At 76.7% G+C, this 2941-nt stretch carries 1 protein-coding gene and 1 pseudogene; one reads left to right on the top strand and one right to left on the bottom strand.

The genetic code is table 11. The features are described 5' to 3' along the window. The coding region (locus tag GUY59_RS46525; protein ID WP_236668163.1) for a transglutaminaseTgpA domain-containing protein at positions 1-2236 on the top strand (2236 nt) is incomplete at its 5' end. Positions 2237-2260: 24 nt separating this feature from the next. On the opposite strand, the pseudogene GUY59_RS46530 reads toward GUY59_RS46525, so the two are convergent. Beyond that, a pseudogene (locus GUY59_RS46530) lies at positions 2261-2941 on the bottom strand (hypothetical protein); the annotation flags it as partial.

Here is a 2941-nt window from a genome sequence, read left to right on the forward strand (position 1 = left end):
AGCCGGCGCTGCTCCGGGCTCGGCGCCTGGCCCGGCTCATGCTCAGGCCCCTGGATCGGCTTCCGGCCTGACCCCGCCGGTCGCCGGGTCGCCCGCGCGCAGGGCGGCGTCCGTGGTGGTCGTCGCGCTGCTCGCCGCGACGGCCGGGCTGGCGTTCGACGGGGTGTTCCCGCTGTCCGCGCTGCTTCCCGTGGTCGCCCTGGCCGCCGTGGCGCCGTGCATGCTGACGCTGCTGCTGTCCGGGCGGCTGCCGCTCTGGGGCACGATCCCGATGCACGTGCTGGCCTGGCTGACCGCCGTGTCCGCGACCCTCTACCAGGCGGAGGCGTGGCTGGGAGCCGTGCCCAGCCCGGCGAGCGCGCGGGCCGCCCTGATCGGCGCGCGCGACGCGACCGGCTGGCTGCTGACCACCATCCTTCCCGCCGCCCCCGGCAGCCGGGCGATCGTGCTGGTCAGTTTCCTCGTGTGGGCGGCGACGACGGCCGGCGCGGAGCTCGCGCTGCGGTCCAGGGCCGTCCTGCTGCCCGCCCTCGCCGCGCTGCCCGTGCTCGCCGTCGCCGTCGTGCTCGGCGTCGCGGGCGTGGGCTCCGCGGTGCCGTACGCGGCCGTGTTCGCCGGGGTCGCGTTGCTGCTCGCGCTCGTCAGGGCCGGCCGGTCGGCGTGGACCTGCGTGGCCGGCGTGCCGCTGCTGGCCTGCCTGGTGCTTGCCGCCGTCGTGGCGGCGCCCGTCCTGCCCATGGCGGACCGCCCGTACGACGTGCGCCGGCTGGTCGAACAGCCGCCCCCGCGCCCGATCTCCGGAGTGAGCGCCCTCGACCAGGTGTCGGCGTGGCTGCAGCACCCCCAGCGCGAGCTGTTCACCGTCAGCACCACCTCCGACGCCAACCTCCGGCTGGCCGTCCTCGACACCTTCGACGGCGTCACCTGGGGGTCGAACGCCGGATTCGTTCCCACGGGCGGGCGCGTGCCCGGCGACCAGGGCTCCCGCGATACCGTACGGCAGCGGCTCACGCTGCAGAAGCTGCCCGGCCCGTGGCTGCCCGCCGCCGACCGCCCGCTGCTCGCCGAAGGCGCCGGCATCGTGGTCGACCCGGCCACCGGCATGCTGGCCAGCGCGCGGGCCGGTGAGGGCATGACGTACGAGGTGACGTCAGGGGTGCGCCGCTACGTCTCCGGCGAGCTGCGGAACGTGACCCCGCTCGACGACCCCACCCTGGTCAGCCTGCCGGACGGCCCCGACGGGCGTACGCCGCCGCAGCGCGACGGCTTCGCCGAGATCGCCCGCCGCGCCACGGCGGGGGCGCGCGGCCCCGCCCAGCAGGCCGCGCGGCTGGCAACGTATCTGCGCGAACACGCCAAGAACGACGTCACCGCGCCGCCGGGGCACGGTTACCGGGCGATCGAGTTCTTCCTCACCGAGTCGCGCAGGGGGACGACCGAGCAGTTCGCCGCGTCGTTCGCGCTGCTCGCCCGCTCTCTCGGACTTCCCAGCAGGATCGTCGTCGGCTTCCGCCCCGGCGAGGCGGCGGAGGGCGGCGTACGGCAGGTGCGCGGCGGGGACGTGCTCGCGTGGGCCGAGGTCGGGTTCGAGGGGATCGGGTGGGTGCCGTTCTACCCGACGCCCTCGCGCACCCGCTCCGGCGGGGGCGGCGACGTGGCGGAGGGCACGCCGAAGCAGGCCAAGGAGATCGAGCAGGCGATCAACAGCGACTCCTCCGAACCCCGGCCGACACCGACCACCGCGGGACGCCCCACCCCCGCGCGGACCGCGAAGCCCGGGAAACCCGCGGATTCCGGCGCCACGGCCGGGCCGCTCGTCTGGGTGGCGGTCGCGGCGGGCGCGGTCCTGGTCTACGCGCTCGCCGTGGCCGTCGTGCCGCCCCTGCGTCGCATGCGCCGTCGCCGCCGCGGCGCCACCCCGGCGGCGCGGGTGGCGGGCGCGTGGCGGGAGACCGTGCTCCGGTTGCGCGGCGCCGGGATCCCGCGCTCGGGCACGCTGGCGGCGCGCGAAGTGGCTGTACTGGCCGAATCCGCTCTGGGGACGGCGGCGCGGGAGCCGTTGACGGCGCTCGCCGAACTGGCGAACCGCGCGAGGTTCGGCGACGCGCCCGTGGACCAGGCCGACGCGGAGCGGGCCTGGCGGCACTTCGCGGAGGCCGACCGGCTGGTCAGGCAGCGCGCCGGGCTGCCCGTCCGGCTCGCCCGCCGTCTCTCACCTCGGTCCCTGGTGGGTTGACCTGCCGGGCCGTCACGAGGGCCGTCACGAGGGAGGCGGGCTGGCCGGGGGGAGCACGATGGGAGGCTGGGCCTCCTCGTCCTGCCCGCGCGGGTCCGCCTCCGTGGCTCCGCGGATGCACAACGCCGGCGACCAGGCGACCGACGAGGGCTGGCCGAGGGCGACCACGGCGCCGACCTTGAAGCAGTAGCCGGTGACCGGGTCCAGACCCCCGACGGTGTACGTGCCGGCGTCGCCCGTCGCCGACATGAGGCGATCGCCGGGAGCCTGCTGCACCACCGTGGGATAGCCACTCTTGCGGACCGCCTTCCAGGCCAGCGTCACCGTGGTGCCGTTGTCGGAGACCACTTCGAGGTTCTTCGGGCGGTATCTGGCGACGTCCTGCGGGTCGGTGACGGGCCGGCGGGTGGGCGGCGACGTCGCCGGGCCGGACGACGGCCGCGTGCGGGACTCGTCCGGCCGCGTGTGGGAATCGCCTGATCGCGTGGGCTGCGGGACGGCCGACGGCTGCGCGTCGTCCTGGGGCGGGGTGGCGGGGTCCTGGTCGCCGGGGGCGGTGGCGGCCACGGGCTGCCGCTGCTGCACCTCGGTGCCCGGGCCGCCGCTCATGGCCAGCGCCACGCTGCCGACGCCCACGATCACCGCCAGCGCCGACGCGCCCGCCACGAACAGCGGAACCTTCCTTCCCGCGGGCCGCTCCTCCGC

This window comes from Nonomuraea sp. K271 (assembly GCF_009908215.1).
GTDB classification, from domain to species: domain Bacteria; phylum Actinomycetota; class Actinomycetes; order Streptosporangiales; family Streptosporangiaceae; genus Nonomuraea; species Nonomuraea longispora.